This window comes from Kribbella swartbergensis, from assembly GCF_054784135.1.
In genome coordinates this window covers 219135-236169 of record NZ_BAAGPM010000018.1, presented here as the reverse complement: position 1 = coordinate 236169, position 17035 = coordinate 219135, and the positions used below count along the sequence as shown (strand labels likewise).

Sequence of the window (17035 nt, the reverse complement as noted above, 5' to 3'; positions counted from 1 at the left end):
GTTACCCACAGCGGAAAGCTCAAACAACCAGCTGCCTCGCAGCGTGCTGTTGACGGGAGGGTTTGCAGGAGGTTCCGGACGGGCACCTGGTTCCAGCTCCACTCGCAGCCACTGAGGGCGGCGGATTCGTATGCGGATCGTGGTGACCGGGGCCACCGGCAACGTCGGTACGGCGGTGATGACAGAGCTCCTCACGCTGTCCGGGATCGACTCGGTGGCCGGCATCGCGCGCCGGCCCGTGCCTCACGGCTATCTCGACCAGGTCGAGTGGCATCGAGCCGACGTCGCCGCTGACGACCTGCTGCCACTGCTTCGCGGCGCGGATGCGGTCGTCCATCTGGCTTGGCTGTTTCAGCCGACGCATCAGCCGGAAGTCACCTGGCGGACCAATGTGGAGGGCACTGCTCGCGTACTGCGCGCGGCCGCCGAGAGCGGTGTTGCGACGGTGGTGGTGGCGTCGTCCGTCGGTGCGTACTCCGCTCGCCGGTCGGCGACCCCGGTCGACGAGACGTGGCCGACCGACGGCGTACCGACGGCCGCGTACAGCCGCGAGAAGGCGTACGTCGAGCGCCTGCTCGACAGCTTCGAGCATGAGCGACCCGGGACGCGGGTGGTGCGGATGCGAACAGCCTTCGTCTTTCAGCGGGTCGCGGCGGTCGAACAGCGCCGGATCTTCCTCGGGCCGCTGGTGCCTGCTTCGCTCGTGTTGCGCCACGGCCGGATTCCGTTCTTGCCTGATCCCGGCGGCGGACTCGTGCTGCAGGCGTTGCACGCGACGGATGCGGCGCGGGCGTACGGGACGGCTGTGTTGCGGCCAGTGCGCGGCGCTTTCAACGTGGCTTCCGAGCCGGTGCTCGACATGGAACGCATAAGTCGGTTGCTCAAGAGCCGGGCGGTACCCGTGCCGTTCCGCGCCGTACGGGCCGCGATGTCGGTGGCGTGGGGTGCACATCTGGTTCCGGCCGCACCCGGATTGCTGGATCTGGTCCGCGCTCTGCCCGTGATGGCCACCGACCGTGCCCGCGAGGAGCTGGAGTGGGAACCCAAAGTCTCGAGCATCTCGGCCGTGGAGGACTTTCTCGACGGCCTGCGCTCGGGTGAGGGCGGACCGACTCCCCCACTCGCGGCGCACTCCGGCGGGCCATTGCGCTGGCGCGAGTTCGCGACCGGCGTCGGTGCGCGACCGTAGCTCCCAATAACGGCGACGTTCGAATCTATCGCCAACGGGTACTGGCGATACATGTCCGACTGGGCGGGCTGGGAACTGGGGCGCGTGGTGCTGGTCCTGACCACGGTGCTGTTCGCCGGCATCTGGGTGCAGGTGTCGCTGATGCACTGGGCGGGCGGTTTCAAGCACGTCGCGATGTGGGGTCCCGTCGTGGCGACGCCGCTGTTCATCGCCGCCGCGGCGGCCGGCGCCGTGACCCGCAGCGGCTGGTTCGGCTGGGTGCTGGCGGCGCTGTTCGCAGCGGCGGTGCTGGAGGGCCTCGGCGGCCTGGTATTCCACCTGAAAGGTGTTGTCCGGCAGATCGGAGGCTGGAGTCTGCGGAACCTGCTCGCCGGGCCGCCACCCGTGCTACCGGTCGCGTATGCGCTGATCGGAGTGCTCGGGCTGGTCGGGGTGATGTGGGATGCCTGAGTCCCGCTATCCGACCCACGACGAGTTTTGGCGCAGGCTGGATGAGCGTCAGGTCGAACCCGACCTGCAGGCGGAACTGCGCGAGCGGACCCGCCGCGAAGAGCAAGGGGTGTTGCGGCTGCCAGCCGCTGCGCTGGTGGCCGTGGTGGCGCGGCTGGTGCCGGGCACGATTCCGCCTGAAGCGCTAGCGGCGTTCATCGACGACCGCTTTGACCAGCAGCTCGGCCGGGCCGACGACAAGGCCGGTCTGGCGCCGCGCGCGGAGCTCATACCAGCGGGGCTGCGGTTGCTGGATGAGCAGGCGAGGGGGCTGGCGGGTGTCAGCTTTGCCGAGCTGGACGAAACAGCCCAGGACGATCTGCTGCGCCGGGCCGAGCGCGGCCGGCTGCAGACCCCGGACCGGTTCGACTGGTCGGTCTGGTTCCGCAGAATCCGCGCCCTCGCGCTGCTGGGCCTGGGGTCGGATCCACGCGGCATGGTGTTCATGGGTTTCCCCGGCCCCAGCTACCGGTCCGGCTACGTCTGGCTGGACGAGCAGGAGGTTGCCGCCCGGGCGGCCCGGCGGCGGGGGTACCTGTGGCTGTGATCCCGCTCGAGACGCGCGCCCGCAGCATGCCGATGGCCCAGTCCCACGACCGCGCGGATGTCTGCATCGTCGGCTGCGGTGCCGGCGGATCGGTGCTGGCCAAGGAACTGGCCGAGCGTGGCTGGCGCGTCGTTGTGCTGGAGGCCGGTGACTGGCTGTCCACCGAGGACGATCTGCGCCAAGACGAGCTGCACATGCTCGGGCGGTTCGACTGGGACGACCGCCGCTGGCTGGCCGGGAGCGAGGAACTGGAGCTCGGGCACCGCCGCGACGGGCGCGGTGTCGGCGGCGGGACGATCCACTTCGGCGGTGTCGCGCTGCGACTGTGGCCCGAAGACTTCCAGCGGTACACCCGCGACGGCGTCGGCGCCGATTGGCCGATCAGCTACGCCGAGCTCGAGCCGTTCTACGACACCGTGGAGCAAGAGCTCGCGCTGTCCGGGCCGCACCACATGCCCTGGGGCCCGCATCCGCACGCCTATCCGCAGCCACCCCATCGGCTGACCGCACGTGACACGGTGGTTGCCCGGGGCATGGAGCGCCTCGGGATCCGGTGGACCGAGAACGCGCTCGCGATCCTGACCGGTCGCCACGAGGGCCGTTCGCCGTGCATGAACTACGGCTACTGCCAATGGGGCTGCAAGAGCCGCGCGAAGAGCTCGATGCACGTCAGCTACGCGCCCAAGGCGATCCTCGCCGGCGCCGAGATCCGCCCCCAGGCCCGTGCGGTGCAGCTGGAGGTCGACGACCGCACCGGCGACATCAACGGCGTGATCTACCACCAGGACGGTACGACGCACCGCCAGTACGCCGATGTCTACGCGCTGTCGGCGTTCTGCGTCGAGGACCCCCGCCTTCTGTTGCATTCGGCAACATCGCGCTACCCCGACGGCTTGGCGAATTCTTCCGGCACCGTCGGCCGCTACCTGCTCGCCCACGTCGCCGACAGCCACCTCGCCCGGTTCGACCAGCCGATCCACCAGTGGTCCACCGCTCCCGGCACCCTGCTCAGCCAGGAGCACTACGGCACCCAGACCGGCCGCGGGTTCGCCGGGGGCTGGAGCTGGATGACGTCGTGCCTGTTCCCGGCCGAGTTCGCGATCACGCTCGCCCGCGCCGGCGACGGTTGGTGGGGCCGGCGGCTCGTCGAAGAACTTCAGGCCTACCCGCAGTACACCGTGCTCGGCACCGAGGGCGAGTGCCTGCCGTCGCCTGACAACCGGGTCGAGCTGTCCGACGACATCGACGAGTACGGCGTTCCGAGGCCGCTGATCACGTTCTCGTACGGCGACAACGAGAACGCCATGCGCGAAGAAATACACCGCATCGGCCGGGAGATCCTCGAGGCGGCCGCCGCGACCCGCGTGGAGATCAGTACCGGCAACGACCACACCATGGGCGGCTGCCGGATGGGCGACGACCCCGCGACCTCTGTCGTCGACCGCGACCTGAAGACGTGGGACCACCGCAACCTGTTCATCTGTGACGCCAGCGTCTTCGTCACGTCCGGCGGCGCACAGCCGTCGCAGACGATCATGGCGCTCGCCGTACGGCTCGCCGCCCACCTCGACCGCAATCACCCACGCCCAGCCCAACGGGCCGCGACGGCGTCATCAGCGTGATCGTTTCGAAGGAGGAACCCATGGACCACACCGCGCAGACCGGCCCGCTGCATCGAGCGAAACACCCCAAGACGATTCTCGCCGGGCCCTACGGCCACCCGTTCCATCCGGTCATGGTGACAGTGCCGATCGGTGCCTGGGTCGCCAGCGTGGTGTTCGACGTCGTCGCCCTGGTCAGCTCCGGGAAAGAGGGCACCTTTGCCGAAGGCGCCTACTGGCTCATCGGCATCGGCATCATCGGAGCCGTGCTTGCCGCCGTGTTCGGGCTGATGGACCTGGTCGCCATCCCCCGCGGCACCAAGGCGTTCCGTACCGGGCTGATTCACATGACGCTCAACCTCGTCGTCGTCATCCTGTTCGCCGTCGGCTTCGCGGTCCGAGCCTCGCAAGGCTACGAGGAGACGAGCATGGGCGGGTTCATCCTCAGCCTGATCGCGCTGGCACTGCTCGGCGTGTCCGGCTGGTTGGGCGGCATGCTCGCCTACCACTACGGCGTCCGCGTCGCCGCCGAGGAAACCCAAACCGAAGGTTTCCGCTGAGCGGCCCCCCGGAGACCGCACTGTGGAGGCACCGTCAATGTGGCTACGCGTGCCGGCGTCGGAAGGTGCGCAACCACCGGTTCGCGCGAGCCCACGCGGTCAGCAGACCGATCGGGACAAGGGCGATGAACCCGAAGTCGAACGGGTTCCAGCGGGACGACCCCGGGTCCCGAACTCTCGTCGGTTTCTGCGGATCGACCTCCAGTGCTATCACGTCACCGGTCGCCGGCCGTTGATCGATGTCCTCCACGAGGACGTGAACTCCTTGGAACGGTGCTTGGAGTTCGGCGTTGAAGGTCGGACCGCGCTGGTCGTAATTCGTCCGGATCACCTGGGCCGGTACCAGCTCCGCGCGTCGATTGAGGACCAGATCGTCGTACGCGAAGGACATCGACAGACCGGCCATGACCGCGATCCACACCAGACCCAGCACCAGACCGAGCGTGGACCACTCGCCAACGGGAGTGCCCAGTACGGCACGCTCGAGCCACGGCCCGTCATCGGGCGGAACGGGACGGCGATGCCTACCCGCGTCCATCAGTCGCCCCGGTCCACGGAAGCATGCCGACCGAAGCCTCGTCGGCGAAGACGAGCAGTCAGGAGCACGCTGGCGCCGGCGGCGAGCACGATGGTTCCACCAACCGAGATCATGCCGGCCGCCACGGTGGAGGTCGCGGAATCGGCCGCGAAGTACTCTGCATCCGCGAGTGCGATCACCTGATCCGGGTCGTCGGATTTGTAGAGAATCGCCAGCGGCGGTGCGTAGCGCGTTCCTGCTGCGGGCGGGTGCCGGCCGACCTCGTTACCTTCGGGATCCCCAAGGCTGTTCGTCAATGTCGCTATGTGAATGTCGGTTGCCACGGAGAAGACGACGTGGACCTCGTCGATGTAGTCACCGCCCCTGCCCGTGTCGACATGCAATTGGACGGTGCTGGCCATCGTCGGTACGCCCGTGCTCAGAAAGTCCTGCGCGACAGCCTTCTGATGGCGTACGTCGAGGAGAACCACCACTCCGAGCCCCGCAACGAGCAGCGCAAAGACGCCAACCGCCGACGCCCACCGCTGCACCAGGTTCATCCCCATCGTTCGTTTCGCGGCCGGGCCTGGGGAAGCTGGGCCGTCGGCAGTGCCCCCGCGATACCGGCGGGCACCTGGGCTCGACCACACGCCCCGCTGAGTCTGCGCTCTGCGAACATGCGGGCTCCACGTGGATGGGGCTCCGGGTGGATGTTCTTCATGTGCCGAGTACGCGGACGCGGTGGTGGGTCAGGCGGTCGGTGATCAGCTCGTTGGCCTGCCGGCCCGCCGGCGTACGGTCGGCGGACAGCAGACTGCCTGACGACTGGATCCACAGCCGCCTGCCGTCGCGCAGCCGGAACGACCACAGACCGTTGGTCGAGTTGAACGACGCCCGCTTCACCTCGTCCAGACTGACGACCATGCTTCGCCCGGTCTCGGCGCCGTCGATCGTCATCAGGTCACCGTCGAGGATCAGCTGAGCCTTCCACCCGCCGAAGGTGATCGGACCGCGCAGTACTTTCACCATGCTCATGTGCATGTGAGTCGAGCCTTTCGTCGACGAACTCCGTTGCCGACCAGGCTTCCCGGCGCACCGTGACCCCGTCCTCCGGACCGCCTCAGGGCAGATCCGGTACGACGGACTCACCCGTACTATCCGTGAGCCAACCCGGGGTGTTACACCTCGGTCCTGAGCGGCGGTCCCCGGCGCTTGGGGGGCGCCTGGGGACCGCCTTCGCGGCCAGCTCGGGGGGCTGGAGCCGGGCCCGCGGGACTACCGGTACCCGCTCGTCGCTCGAGCAGTCGCTCAGGGTGATGGACGGCGGGCTATCAGGTGACCCCCGTGCTGTGTTCTCAACACGGGCAAATCGTCCAGCGCGCTGTCGGATCCCGACGGGAAGACACAAGCGCCTGTCCGCCCGCTACATCGCCGCACCCCGTCGATCCGTTACAGCTGCGTGAAAGGGAAATGAAAGCGGGCTGGGCTGTCATGGTGGCGGCGCCGGCTGGACGCGCCTGGCGGCGAACCCTTCGACAGGAGAATCCCACGCATGCGTCGTTCGTTGATCTGGACTGCTCTGGCTGGTTGTGTACTGCTCGTGCTGACTCCTCTGACCGCGGAAGCCGGCGTGCGCACCCGCGACGTCAAGACCCTCACCTTCAACATCCATCACGGACAAGGCACCGACGGCCGGCTCGATCTCGAGCGGGTCGCCAGGGTGATCGAGTCAACGGGGGCCTCGGTGGTCGGGCTGCAGGAGGTCGACAAGTTCTTCGATGCCCGCAGCAACTGGATGGACCAGCCGGCCTGGCTGGCGGCGCGGCTGCGGATGAACTACGTGTTCGCCCCCAACCTGGACTGGGATCCGCTGGAGCCGGGCAAGCCGCGCCGCCAGTACGGCACGCTCGTGCTGTCGAAGTACCCGATCGTCGACTCCCGTAACACCCTGCTGCCGCTGACGCCCGGGCGCGAGCAGCGCGGTCTGCTGGAGGCCGTGATCGACGTCGACGGTACGCCGTTGCGGTTCGCCGACACCCACCTGACGACGAGCAACGACGGGGAGCGGCTGCAACAGGTCAACGCGATCGTCGGACTGCTGAAGGACGCCGCCGAGCCGACGATCCTGGTCGGCGACATGAACGCGATCCCGGCCTCCACTGAGCTGAAGACGCTTACGACGCACTGGAGCGACACCTGGCCGCAGGTCGGGCTGGGACTCGGTCTGACCAGCCCGGCCCTGCTCCCGGTCCGCCGGATCGACTACCAGCTGCACAGCGCCCAGCTGACGCCGAAGGCGGCGTACGTCCCGAGCACCTTGGCGTCCGACCACCTCCCGGTCGCCGCCACCTTCACCCTCGCCTGAGCCGGGCGCTCACGCCGAGCTCAAGCGTGACGGGGTGACCTGTCTCACACACCTGTCACAGCGATCGATCACCCGGTGTCTTGTGACCGAACCCTGGTCCGAAGGAGACAGCATGACCGGATACACCGAGGTGATCGTGATCGGCGGCGGGTACGCCGGCGTGATGGCGGCCAATCGCCTGACGCAGCGCGACGACGTGAAGGTGACCCTGATCAACCCGCGGCCGGCCTTCGTCGAGCGGATCCGCCTGCACCAGCTCGTGGGCGGATCCGACGACGCGGTGGTGGACTACAAGGAGGTGCTGGCCGACGGCGTACGGCTGGTCGTCGACACCGTGACCCGGATCGACGCTCCCGGGCGCAAGGTCGAGCTGGCAACAGGGGCGACGGCCGGCTACGACTACCTCGTCTACGCCGTCGGCAGTCGCAGCGCCGAGCCGAGCGTGCCCGGCGCGGCTGAGTTCGCCTATCCGACCGGGAGCCTGGAGGAGGCGCAGCGCCTGCGTTCCGTGGTCGACGCAGCACCTGCGACTGCCTCGGTGACGGTGGTCGGTGGCGGCCCGCTCGGCATCGAGACGGCCGCGGAGCTCGCCGAACTGGGCGGCACCGTGACTTTGATCTGCGGCGGGCAACTCGGTCCGTACCTGCATCCCCGGGGCAGGCGCTCGGTGCGCAAGGGATTGTCCAAGCTCGGTGTGAACGTGCTCGACGGGCCTCACTCGAAGGTCACGGCTGTGACGCGGGACGCCGTACACCTTGCCGACGGTCGCGAACTCCCGAGCACGGTGACGATCTGGACCGCGGGCTTCGGCGCTCCGGACCTGGCCGCCCGCAGCGGGTTGAGCACCGACGCCGTCGGGCGGCTGCGTACCGACGAGACGCTGACCAGCGTGGACGACGACCGCATCGTCGCGACCGGGGACGCCGCGGCGCCTTCCGATGCGCCGTTGCGGATGAGTTGCCAGGCCGCCCTGCCGCTGGGCTCGCACGCCGCCGACACAGTGCTCAGCCGGATCGCGGGCGAACGACCCGCGGACTTCGGCAAGGGGATTGCCGCCATGTGCATCAGCCTGGGGCGTCAGGCCGGCGTCTTCCAGTTTGCCCACCGCAACGACGTCGCCATGAGATTGCACCTCAACGGGCGGCTCGGCGCGAAGCTCAAGGAGGCGGCGTGCAGGAGTCCGCTCAAGCAGCTGGCGGAGGAGGCGGACAAGCCCGGTTCGCACAGCTGGCTGATCAACGACGGTTCCCGCCGCAAGCGGCTCCAGGCCAACCGGGGCGCGCCGCAGACCACCACCCGCTGAACGGCGGCCGTGAGGACGAGCCTCCCTATCGCCGCAAAGGTACGTCGATGCTCCCGAGCAGACCGGAGACCGCGGCGACGCGAGCTGCCGTACCGAGGGTCCTCAGGATGGGGCTTTCAGGCCGGTGCTGCGGAGTTCGAGGTCGGCGAGCTTGGCGATGACCTCGGTGTCGCCGTTCCGCCAGGCCGAGACGGGGTCGCCGGAGATCCTGGCCAGCCGGTGCATCGGCTGGTTGGCCATCGCCCGGAGCGCGAACAGGTCCAGGTCGGCGGCGCTGTCGATGAACTTCTGTGCCGCCGTCGCGCGCCGCGAGAACCGGATCCGCCGCGGCAGCCAGAGCAGCAGCGCGAACAGCACCGGCAGTCCGATCGTCACCCCGGCCAGTACGTACGCCAACTGCTCCACGGCCTCGGCCTGGTCCCGGCCGGCCTGCGCCAGCTTCCCCGCGGCCGACGCGGCTCCGTCGACCGGCGACCGCAACTGGTCCCCGACTGCCGGCACCTTCCCGATCGGCTCGGACAGTCTCCGCAGGTCGCCGGCCAGCCCGTCCCCCGCCTCGGCGGCCTTCCGGCCCGGCGCACCCAACGCGTTGGTGATCCGGAAGACCACCTGGCCCAGCTCGACACACAGCCAGATCCACCCCACCAGCATCAGATCGCCCACGACCTGACCGAACCGCTGCGACCCCACATCGGAGTAGAGCTTCACCAGCCACATTCCTTCCCGGCAGAGGGTCCCGTGGCCGGTGAGACTAGAGGGTCGTGCGCAGATCCCACAGCAACGGGTAGTAACGGAGGTCGAGACGGCTCCGGAGATAGCCGGCTCCGGACGAGCCGCCGGTGCCCGGCTTGGTGCCGATCATGCGCTCGACCATGACGACGTGGCGGGCTCGCCAGGCGGCGCCGAGCTCGTCGTGCTGGAGCAGGGACTCGGCGATCTCCCAGACGGCGGCGTAGTGGCCGCGGTCGCCGGCGACCTTGCGCAGGGCGTCGCGGACGGCGTCGTCCGAGTCGGTGCCGAAGCCCGCATTCCCCAGGACGACGAGGAACGCGTCCCACAGCGTCGGCTCCGCGAGCCGGCGCTCGAGCCGGGCCGTCTCGGCCTCGGTCAGGCCGCGGAACCGCCGGACGAACGACGGGTCCTTCGCGCCGGACAGGAACTCGATCTCGCGGAACTGCACCGACTGGAAGCCGCTGGCCGGCGACAACCGATGCCGGAACTCGCCGAAGTCCTGCGGCGTCATCGTCTCCAGGATGTCGATCTGCTGCGTCAAGGTCCGTTCGATCGTGTGCACCCGCCGGAGCAGGTGCTCGGCCAGCCACAGCTCGCCGGTGAGCAGCGCGTCCCGGGACGCGGTCAGCTCGTGCAGGATCTGCTTGAACCACAGCTCGTACACCTGGTGGACGGTGATGAACAGCAGCTCGTCGTGCGCCGGGGGGTCCGACTCCAGCCGCTGCTGATCGAGCAGCTCGGCCAGCCGCAGGTAACTGCCGTACGTGAGCCGGCCACCCTCCTCGCCGAAGTGGATGTCGACCCCGTCCCACCGCCCGGCCACGCCGTCACCAGTGCTCATGAGGCCGAGGGTAGCCCAAGCCTCCATCCGCGGCAGGATCCACGGATGAGGCTGAGTCCGTGACCGGTCAGGGATTCGCTCGTTGGGTGTGGGGTACGCCGATCCGAGGAGTTGCATGTCCGCCACGGTCCAGACCCGGTCCGATCCTGGGCTCGTCCCGGGACCAATCCAGGGGCCCACCCGTGAGGAACCGCTGATCGAGGCGTTGCTGCCCGACGACTACGCGTTCCTGGTTCACCTGGCGTATCTGATCCTGCCACCGTCGGTCAGCCGGCAGCGACGGGTCGCCGCGGCGCATGCCGTCGTACAGCGGGTCCTGCCGGCCGAGGGTTCGTGCTCGCGCGAGTTCCTCCGGCGGCGGGTCGTCCAGGAGGCGGCCCGCCAGGCGTCCCGCCGTACGGCGTTGTGCCGGCTGGGCAGCCTGTTCGCGCCGTCGGACGCAGCGGACTTCACCCCGTGCCCGAGGGACCTCGATCCGGCCGCCATCCCCCGTCGGGTCCGGCGCGGGCGCCGGTTCGCGATCGGCGTCACCGCCCTCACCGTGGCTCTCATCCTGGCCTACCTGCTGACTGCGACGCCGTGAGCGAGGTACCGTCCGTGACATGACGCGACGGGAGACGTTGCTCCGCGTTCATCGGGAGAACGGTTGCATCTTCACGTTGACGCTGCTCCTCGACCCCGAGGGCGGCGACCGTGGCATCACGTTCACCGAGTTCTACGACTACGGGCCGGCCAGTGACGATCCCGGCCGCGAATACGGCTACAGCGTCCATGCGCCGTACGACGCCCTGGAAACCCTGGCGGACCACTACGCGCCGGACGCGGACGGGACCCCGGAGGACCGCCTCGTCGACGCGCTCAAGGTGGTGGTCCAGGACGGCGACCGGCTCGGCCTGAAGGGGAGCCAGCGCCGCGTGCTCGAAGGCTTCGAGGTCGCCGGGGTGCCGGCCACCACCAGCGTGTGGAGCTGGATCAACGACTGAGCTGGATCCGGGCGTTGACCAGCACGACCCACAGCGCACAGCCGGGCACCGTGGCCAGGCCCGCCAGCGGCACCTGGTTGACGATGACGATCGCGGCCGCCAGTACGACGAGACTCAGCAAGGTCAGGTGTGGTCGCCGTACGGTCGCATAGACCGCGGTGCGCAACGACACTTGGGTGTCGGCCATCCGCACGAGGCCGATGCCGAGGGTCAAGATCGCGACGACGACCAGCAGCGGGACCAACGCGGCACCGGGCCGGTCGTCGTGCAGGATGACGATGTCGGTCACCAGGATTCCCAGCACCGCGACGGTGAGTGCCCAGGGCAACAAGGCTCGACGGGCGACGCGCCGGTAGCACCGGAAGAACGAACCCTGGTCGTCGAGATAGGCGAAGGACGCCGCCAGCGCAGGCCCGACGCAGAGCGCCAGCACCCAGAAGAACACCGGATACCTCAACGGCTCCGCAACCACGGCGAGCGCACCCAGGAGTGGCGCACACCCGACGGCCAAACCCCCGTTCACCACCAGGACGCGATGGACGAAGGACCAGATGAGGTCCCAGGCGTCGGCGCGGACGTTGACGCGGGCGAGTGGCGAACCCATCACTTCAGTCCACTCGTGGCGATACCGCGGACGAAGTACTTCTGGCCGAGCAGGAAGATCACCAGGATCGGCAGCACGGACAGCACCGAACCGGTCATGATCATCGCGAACTCCGCGTCGTACAGGCCGATGAACGAGCGCAGGCCGAGCTGGATCGTCCACAGCTTGTTGTCGGTCAGGTAGATGAACGGGCCCATGTAGTCGTTCCAGGTGTTCACGAACGTCAGCAGCGCGAGACTCGCCAACGCCGGCTTGGACAGCGGCAGGATGATCCGCGCCCAGATGCCGTACTCGCTCAGCCCGTCCAGCCGCGCCGCCTCGCTCAGCTCGTCCGGGATGGTCAGGTAGTACTGCCGCATCAGGAAGACACCGAACGCGCTGAACGCCTGCAGCAGGATCAGCGACAGGTGCGTGTTCACCAGTCCGGCCTTCTGCATGATGATGTACTGCGGCACCATGTACGCCTGCCACGGCACCGCGATCGTCGCGATGTACGCCAGGAACAGCGCGTCCCGGCCGGGGAACCGCACCTTGGCGAACCCGTACGCCGCGAAGCTCCCGGTCAGCACCTGCAGCGCGGTGATGGTGAGGCTGAGGAACACCGAGTTGCGCAGATACGTGAGCAGCGGGATCCGCTCCCAGATCTTGCTGAAGTTGTCCCAGTGGAACTCGGCCGGGATCCACCGGATCGGCACGCTGAACACCTCGTTGTCCAGCTTCAGCGACGACGACACCATCCAGGCGAACGGCACCAGGACGGCGACCGACAGAACGACGAGCAGCAGGTACGCCAGTCCGCGCCGTACCGGAGACAGGTTCCGCCGCGGCGGGGCCGGCGGAGCCTCCGGTACGACGTCCGGGATCGGTGGCCGGGTCGTGGTGATGGTCATCGCTCACTCCTTCGCTGCAGCCGGAACTGCACCAGCGTGATCGTCAGCACGATGACGAACAGCACCATCGACACCGCCGACGAGTAGCCGAACCGGCCCTGCGTGATGCCCTCGCGGAAGATCACCTGGGACAGCACCAGCGTCGAGCGGCCCGGGCCGCCCTCGGTCATCACCTGGACCAGGTCGAACACCTTGAAACTGGAGATGGTCAGCATGATCAGCACGAAGAACGTCGTCGGCCGCAGCGACGGCACGGTGATGTTCCAGAACCGCTGCCACGCGCTCGCACCGTCGACCTGCGCCGCCTCGTACAGCTCGCCGGGGATCGTCTGCAGACCGGCCAGGTAGAGGATCATGTAGTAGCCGAGATCCCGCCAGACGCTGGCCAGGATCACCGCCGGCATCGCCCAGGTGGTCGACGTGGTCCAGCCCGGCGGGTTGTCGATCCCGATCGCCCGGAGGAACTGGTTGACCGGCCCGAGTTCGGGGCTGAGCAGCATGTTCCACACCACCGCCACCGCGACCAGCGAGGTGATGTAGGGGAAGAACAGCGCGGTCCGGAAGAACCGGACCCCGCGCAGCCGCTGGTTCAGCAGGACGGCGAAGCCGAGGGCCGCGCACAACGTCAACGGCACGTGGCCGACGGCGTAGTACGCCGTGTTGCGCAGCGCCGTCCAGAACGTCTCGTTGTGGATCATCCGCTCGAAATTGGCCAGGCCGACCCACTTCGGGGTGCTGTAGGAGTCCCAGTCCAGGAAGGACAGCGCCAGCGACGCGATCACCGGAACCAGGGTCAAGGTGGCGAAGCCGAGGAAGTTCGGCAGGATGAAGCTCCAGCCGAGCCGGATGCTCCGCCACCTCCTGCTCGCCTCGCTCGGCGGGGCGACTGTGCTCGTCACAGGGATCAGCCGACCTCGTTCTTGACCCGCTTGGACATCTCGGCCAGACCGGCGTCGAGCGACTTCTCCCCGGTCATGATCAGCTCGTGCTCCTCGGTCAGGATCGTGTCGACATCGGCGGTCTTGTCGGTGACCGGCATCTCCAGCACCACCTGGTCGGGCTTGAACGCCTTCTTCGACACCGCGTCCTGCGGTACGCCGGGCAGCGCGAAGTATGTGTCGAGAATCGCCTGGCTCTGCAGCGACGGCGTGACACCGGCCTTGGCGATCGCGGTGGCGCCCTCCTCGCTCGCGGCCCAGGTGACGAACTTCTTCGCCGCGTCGGCGTGCTTGGAGTTCTTGTTCACCGCGAACGCGGTCGGTGACCCGAACGTGGTCACCTTGCCGGTCTCGCGCTGCGGCAGCGGTGCGACACCCCACTCGATCTTGGTCTTGCTCGCCTTGGTGTCGGCCAGCAACTGGGCGGCGTACCAGGTGCCCATCGGCATCATCGCGGCCTTGCCGGTGGAGAACATCGAGTTGTAGCTGACCTTCTGGCTGGATGCGGTTGCCCAGGGCAACAGAGCGCCGGCCTGCTGCAGGTCGAGCGTCATCGCGTACTGGTCCTTGAAGAACCCGTAGTCGCCGCCGAGCAGGTCCCCGCCGCTCTGAGCGGCGGCGGTGGCCTGGACGACGGAACGCCAGGTGTGCTGGTAGGCGCCGTACACCTTGGTTCCGCCGTCACCCTTGCTGAGGCTCTTGGCGAGAGCGGCGTAGTCGGACCAGGTCAGGTTCTCGAGCTTGCTCTCCGGTACGCCGGCCTGCTGCAGCAGCGCCTTGTTGTAGTAGAGCACCCAGAAGTCCTGGCGGTACGGGAGCGCGAAGTACTTGTCCTCGATCTTGTAGGCGTCGAGGCCGGACTGCTTGGCCGGGTCGAGCTTGCCCGCCTCGTCGGTCAGCGGCAGCAACTGGCCGCGGTTGGCGTACTGGGCGTACCCGATGACGTTCTTCATGGTCAGGATGTCGGTGCTGTCACCGCCGGCGAGCATCGTGGTGAGCTTCTCGTTGTAGTCGTCGGACAGGATGTCGACCGGCTCGACGTCGATGTCCGGATTCGCCTTCTCGAAGCCGTCGATGAGCGCCTTGAACTCGGGAGTGGTCGCGTAGTTCCAGAGCGCGAGCTTGACGGTCGTCTTGCCGCCGGCGGCCGGCTCGTCGGACGAGCCCCCGCCGCAGGCGGTCAGGGCGAGTGCCGCGGCGGTGGCGGCGATGGTTGCTGCTAGGCGTCGCTTCACGACGGGTCTCCTCATGCTGTGAGCGGAAAGGTTTCGGCGGTGATGCGTCCCAGGAGGGGCTCGCCCGCCAGCCAGCGGGTGAGCTCGTCCAGGGCGTGGTCGGTGAGCCGGTGGATCTCGGAGCCGAGCGAGCCGGCGATGTGCGGGGTGATCATCACGTTCGGCACCGAGCGCAGGGCCGAGTCGGCGGGCAGCGGTTCGGGGTCGGTGACGTCGAGGATCGCGAACAGCCGTCCGGACCGGCATTCCGCGGCCAGCGCCGCCGAGTCGATCAGGCTGCCGCGGGCGGTGTTCACGACGGTTGCGTGGTCGGGCAGACGGGCGAGTTCCGCCCCGCCGATCATGCGGTGGGTGCTGGGCAGGGCCGGCGCGTGCAGCGACAGTACGTCGACCAGCGGCAGCAACTCGTCGAGGCCGACCAACTTGGCGCCCGCCGCGGCCACGGCGGCCGCGTCGGCGTACGGATCGGCGACCAGGACGGTCGGGCCGTCGAGGGTCCGCAGCATCTCGACCACCCGGCGGCCGGTCCGGGAGAAGCCGACGATGCCGATCGTCCGGCGGAAGTTCGACAGGTCGCCGAAGCCGGTCAGGTGACCCCAGCCGCGGTACGCCGTCCGCGTGTCCGCGGCCAGGAACGGGGCCTTCTTCCCGGCGAAGATGATCGCCGCCAGCGTGTACTCGGCGACCGGGATCGCGTTGGCGTCGGCCGCGCTGGTGACGACGATCTCGCGGTCCCAGAGTTCGTCGGCGGCGAACCCGCGGACGCTGCCGGCCGCGTGGAAGACCGCTCGCAGCCCGGGCGCGGCCGCCAGGCGTTCGCCGGACAGTCGCGGAACTCCCCACGAGGTGATCAGCACCTCGGCCTCGGCCAGCAGCGCCCGGGCCGCGGGGGAGTCGAGTTCGTCGACCCAGACCGGGTCCGGCAGGGTGACGAGGGTGGCGAGCCGATCCAGGCGCCTCTGGTCGAAGTGCGCCCGGAAAGACTCGTCGCTCATCACGACAAGCCCTCGGCAAGCGGTTACCGTATCCGTCATGTGAACATCAGATGACGCTTTCGTTCAGCTCATCCATAGCTGGTTCACAAACATCCCGAAACGTTCAGATTCGTACAGGAGGCCTCCAGTGACTGACGAGCGGTTGTTCGGGCCGCAGCGGCAGGAGCGGTTGATGGACGAACTGCGGCGGAACGGGTCGATCCGGGTGCGGGAGTTCGCCGCGCTGCTCGGGGTCAGCGAGTTGACCGTGCGCCGCGACATCGCGGCTCTCGCGGCACAGAATCTGCTCACCAAGGTGCACGGCGGCGCGACGCTGCCGACCGACCTCGGGCCGGCCACCCAGATCCGGCGCCGCGGCACCGGCCCGCCGCGGTTCACCATCGGGATGGTGGTCCCGTCGCTGGACTACTACTGGCCGGCCATCGTCACCGGCGCCCGCTCGGCCGCGGTCGCCCAGGACGTCCAGATCCAGCTGCGCGGATCGACGTACGACTGGGCCGAGGACCAGCGCCAGATCACCCGGCTGATCGAGGCCCAGCAGGTGCAGGGGTTGCTGCTCGCGCCGAACCTGGACGGCGACGACGTACCCGAGATGATCCAGTGGATCGGCGACCTGCCGGTCCCGGTGATCCTGGTCGAACGGCAACCGCCACGCTGGACACCGACCAAGAACCAGCTGGAATGGGTCCGCAGCGACCACGCGCTCGGCCTGGAGATCGGCGTACGGCACCTGTACCAGCACGGTCACCGCAGCATCGGCCTGGTGCTGTCCAAGGGCAGCCCGACCTCGGCGCACCTCGAGCGCGGGTGGGAGCTGGTCTGCGCGGATCTCGGCCTCTCCCCCGACCTGATCGTGCGCGAGTCGGTCCGGATGGAGGAGCCCAGTTACCGCGAGACGATCGGCCAGCTGCTGGAACGCTGCCGCGCGGCCGGTACGACGGCACTCGTCGTGCACTCCGATCCGGACGCGATGTCGGTCGCGCAGTACTGCACCGAACGCGGGATCGCGATCCCGGACGATCTCGCGATCGTTGCCTACGACGACGAGGTCGCCCGGCTCGCGGAGCCCGCGCTGACCGCGATCCGGCCACCGAAACCGATGGTCGGGCGGACCGCGGTCGAGCTGATGGTCGCCCGCCTGGTCGAAGGCCGGCGGCGCCCGTCCCAGCGAATCCTGATCACCCCGGAGCTGATGATCCGCGACTCGTCGATCCCGTCGGCCGCCCGTGTCCAGGTGTAGCTGAGG

At 68.7% G+C, this 17035-nt stretch carries 20 protein-coding genes; 10 read left to right on the top strand and 10 right to left on the bottom strand.

The features are described 5' to 3' along the window. Nucleotides 1-130: 130 nt before the first annotated feature. The 5 genes from ACYVOK_RS16480 to ACYVOK_RS16460 are packed head-to-tail and all read left to right on the top strand — an operon-like array spanning nucleotide 131 to nucleotide 4386. A complete protein-coding gene (locus tag ACYVOK_RS16480; protein WP_460663301.1) occupies nucleotides 131-1189 on the top strand; it encodes an NAD-dependent epimerase/dehydratase family protein in 1059 nt (352 codons plus the stop codon). Between the two features lie 51 nt (nucleotides 1190-1240). Further along, the gene (locus ACYVOK_RS16475; RefSeq protein WP_460663300.1) at nucleotides 1241-1639 is read left to right on the top strand and encodes a hypothetical protein; all 399 of its coding nucleotides are present in this window, start codon (nucleotides 1241-1243) and stop codon (nucleotides 1637-1639) included. Next, a complete protein-coding gene (locus ACYVOK_RS16470) occupies nucleotides 1632-2225 on the top strand; it encodes a gluconate 2-dehydrogenase subunit 3 family protein (RefSeq protein ID WP_460663299.1) in 594 nt (197 codons plus the stop codon). Before ACYVOK_RS16475 ends, ACYVOK_RS16470 begins: the two co-directional genes overlap by 8 nt. Next, on the top strand, nucleotides 2216-3847 hold the full coding sequence (locus tag ACYVOK_RS16465; RefSeq protein WP_460663298.1) for a GMC family oxidoreductase: 1632 nt from the start codon (nucleotides 2216-2218) through the stop codon (nucleotides 3845-3847). Before ACYVOK_RS16470 ends, ACYVOK_RS16465 begins: the two co-directional genes overlap by 10 nt. Before the next feature lie 20 nt (nucleotides 3848-3867). Beyond that, entirely contained in the window at nucleotides 3868-4386 is a 519-nt protein-coding gene (locus tag ACYVOK_RS16460) for a DUF2231 domain-containing protein (protein WP_460663297.1), read from the top strand. 43 nt (nucleotides 4387-4429) lie between these two features. On the opposite strand, the gene ACYVOK_RS16455 is transcribed toward ACYVOK_RS16460, so the two are convergent. The 3 genes from ACYVOK_RS16455 to ACYVOK_RS16445 all read right to left on the bottom strand — a co-directional run bounded on the left by ACYVOK_RS16455 (nucleotide 4430) and on the right by ACYVOK_RS16445 (nucleotide 5938). Beyond that, nucleotides 4430-4924: a hypothetical protein gene (locus ACYVOK_RS16455; protein WP_460663296.1), complete on the bottom strand. Its 495-nt coding sequence runs from the start codon at nucleotides 4922-4924 to the stop codon at nucleotides 4430-4432. Then, the gene (locus ACYVOK_RS16450; RefSeq protein WP_460663295.1) at nucleotides 4924-5463 is read right to left on the bottom strand and encodes a hypothetical protein; all 540 of its coding nucleotides are present in this window, start codon (nucleotides 5461-5463) and stop codon (nucleotides 4924-4926) included. Before ACYVOK_RS16450 ends, ACYVOK_RS16455 begins: the two co-directional genes overlap by 1 nt. Nucleotides 5464-5620: 157 nt before the next feature. After that, a complete protein-coding gene (locus ACYVOK_RS16445) occupies nucleotides 5621-5938 on the bottom strand; it encodes a hypothetical protein (protein WP_460663294.1) in 318 nt (105 codons plus the stop codon). A 517-nt stretch (nucleotides 5939-6455) separates the two neighbouring features. Here ACYVOK_RS16445 and ACYVOK_RS16440 point away from each other — a divergent pair. Beyond that, the gene (locus ACYVOK_RS16440; protein WP_460663293.1) at nucleotides 6456-7268 is read left to right on the top strand and encodes an endonuclease/exonuclease/phosphatase family protein; all 813 of its coding nucleotides are present in this window, start codon (nucleotides 6456-6458) and stop codon (nucleotides 7266-7268) included. 112 nt (nucleotides 7269-7380) lie between these two features. After that, nucleotides 7381-8571 (top strand): NAD(P)/FAD-dependent oxidoreductase, encoded by a 1191-nt coding sequence (locus ACYVOK_RS16435; RefSeq protein WP_460663292.1) that lies wholly within the window; start codon nucleotides 7381-7383, stop codon nucleotides 8569-8571. Nucleotides 8572-8673: 102 nt separating this feature from the next. Here ACYVOK_RS16435 and ACYVOK_RS16430 read toward each other — a convergent pair whose 3' ends face one another. Both ACYVOK_RS16430 and ACYVOK_RS16425 read right to left on the bottom strand, forming a co-directional pair. Further along, nucleotides 8674-9279: a hypothetical protein gene (locus ACYVOK_RS16430; RefSeq protein ID WP_460663291.1), complete on the bottom strand. Its 606-nt coding sequence runs from the start codon at nucleotides 9277-9279 to the stop codon at nucleotides 8674-8676. A 43-nt stretch (nucleotides 9280-9322) separates the two neighbouring features. Then, complete coding sequence (locus ACYVOK_RS16425) at nucleotides 9323-10144, bottom strand: tryptophan 2,3-dioxygenase (protein ID WP_460663290.1); 822 nt, start codon at nucleotides 10142-10144, stop codon at nucleotides 9323-9325. Nucleotides 10145-10259: 115 nt separating this feature from the next. Between ACYVOK_RS16425 and ACYVOK_RS16420 the strand changes: the two genes are divergently transcribed. Beyond that, a complete protein-coding gene (locus tag ACYVOK_RS16420; protein ID WP_460663289.1) occupies nucleotides 10260-10727 on the top strand; it encodes a hypothetical protein in 468 nt (155 codons plus the stop codon). A gap of 19 nt (nucleotides 10728-10746) precedes the next feature. Beyond that, nucleotides 10747-11127: a hypothetical protein gene (locus ACYVOK_RS16415; protein ID WP_460663288.1), complete on the top strand. Its 381-nt coding sequence runs from the start codon at nucleotides 10747-10749 to the stop codon at nucleotides 11125-11127. Here ACYVOK_RS16415 and ACYVOK_RS16410 read toward each other — a convergent pair. From ACYVOK_RS16410 to ACYVOK_RS16390, 5 genes are read right to left on the bottom strand one after another with little or no spacing between them, the layout of a single operon-like run. Next, nucleotides 11117-11731: a YesL family protein gene (locus tag ACYVOK_RS16410; protein WP_460663287.1), complete on the bottom strand. Its 615-nt coding sequence runs from the start codon at nucleotides 11729-11731 to the stop codon at nucleotides 11117-11119. The two genes, ACYVOK_RS16415 and ACYVOK_RS16410, sit on opposite strands and share 11 nt — an antisense overlap. Further along, nucleotides 11731-12621 (bottom strand): carbohydrate ABC transporter permease, encoded by an 891-nt coding sequence (locus ACYVOK_RS16405; protein ID WP_460663286.1) that lies wholly within the window; start codon nucleotides 12619-12621, stop codon nucleotides 11731-11733. Before ACYVOK_RS16405 ends, ACYVOK_RS16410 begins: the two co-directional genes overlap by 1 nt. Next, complete coding sequence (locus ACYVOK_RS16400; RefSeq protein WP_460663285.1) at nucleotides 12618-13520, bottom strand: carbohydrate ABC transporter permease; 903 nt, start codon at nucleotides 13518-13520, stop codon at nucleotides 12618-12620. Before ACYVOK_RS16400 ends, ACYVOK_RS16405 begins: the two co-directional genes overlap by 4 nt. A gap of 5 nt (nucleotides 13521-13525) precedes the next feature. Then, the gene (locus ACYVOK_RS16395; protein ID WP_460663284.1) at nucleotides 13526-14794 is read right to left on the bottom strand and encodes an ABC transporter substrate-binding protein; all 1269 of its coding nucleotides are present in this window, start codon (nucleotides 14792-14794) and stop codon (nucleotides 13526-13528) included. Nucleotides 14795-14805: 11 nt separating this feature from the next. After that, on the bottom strand, nucleotides 14806-15789 hold the full coding sequence (locus ACYVOK_RS16390; protein ID WP_460663283.1) for a hydroxyacid dehydrogenase: 984 nt from the start codon (nucleotides 15787-15789) through the stop codon (nucleotides 14806-14808). A 127-nt stretch (nucleotides 15790-15916) separates the two neighbouring features. Here ACYVOK_RS16390 and ACYVOK_RS16385 point away from each other — a divergent pair, with 127 nt between their 5' ends. After that, nucleotides 15917-17029, top strand: a complete 1113-nt coding sequence (locus ACYVOK_RS16385; protein WP_460663282.1) for a LacI family DNA-binding transcriptional regulator — start codon at nucleotides 15917-15919, stop codon at nucleotides 17027-17029. Nucleotides 17030-17035 lie beyond the last annotated feature (6 nt).